Source organism: Streptomyces arenae (assembly GCF_022343545.1).
In the GTDB taxonomy this organism is placed as follows: Bacteria; Actinomycetota; Actinomycetes; order Streptomycetales; family Streptomycetaceae; genus Streptomyces; species Streptomyces humi.
Window position 1 is genome coordinate 1 of record NZ_JAKQYH010000085.1, and the last position, 941, is coordinate 941.

Below are 941 nucleotides of genomic sequence, written 5' to 3' on the forward strand. Positions count from 1 at the left end.
TTTCAGCTACGGGGGTCTTACCCTCTACGCCGGACCTTTCGCATGTCCTTCGCCTACATCAACGGTTTCTGACTCGTCTCACGGCCGGCAGACCGTAAAAGAGAGATCCCACAACCCCGTATACGCAACCCCTGCCGGGTCTCACACGCATACGGTTTGGCCTCATCCGGTTTCGCTCGCCACTACTCCCGGAATCACGGTTGTTTTCTCTTCCTGAGGGTACTGAGATGTTTCACTTCCCCTCGTTCCCTCCACACTGCCTATGTGTTCAGCAGCGGGTGACAGCCCATGACGACTGCCGGGTTTCCCCATTCGGAAACCCCCGGATCAAAGCCTGGTTGACGACTCCCCGGGGACTATCGTGGCCTCCCACGTCCTTCATCGGTTCCTGGTGCCAAGGCATCCACCGTGCGCCCTTAAAAACTTGGCCACAGATGCTCGCGTCCACTGTGCAGTTCTCAAACAACGACCAGCCACCCATCACCCCCAACCAAAGCTGGAGTTCACTGGGGCCGACATCGAGGGGTTTCATTCCCTCAGACACCCAACAGCGTGCCCGACACTCTCTCTCCGTCATCTCTGTGTTCCACGCCGAAGCAGTACTGACAGAAGACTTTGAGAAGGTGCCGAGTAGTCAACGTTCCACCCATGAGCAACCGTGCAAGACATTTGCTTGCAGTCGGCTATGTGCTCCTTAGAAAGGAGGTGATCCAGCCGCACCTTCCGGTACGGCTACCTTGTTACGACTTCGTCCCAATCGCCAGTCCCACCTTCGACAGCTCCCTCCCACAAGGGGTTGGGCCACCGGCTTCGGGTGTTACCGACTTTCGTGACGTGACGGGCGGTGTGTACAAGGCCCGGGAACGTATTCACCGCAGCAATGCTGATCTGCGATTACTAGCGACTCCGACTTCATGGGGTCGAGTTGCAGACCCCAATCC

At 57.6% G+C, this 941-nt stretch carries 2 rRNA genes; both read right to left on the minus strand.

From position 1 onward, the window contains the following. Positions 1–430, minus strand: a 23S ribosomal RNA gene (locus MB828_RS38645); the annotation flags it as partial. A gap of 268 nt (positions 431–698) precedes the next feature. Continuing rightward, positions 699–941 (minus strand): 16S ribosomal RNA (locus tag MB828_RS38650); the annotation flags it as partial.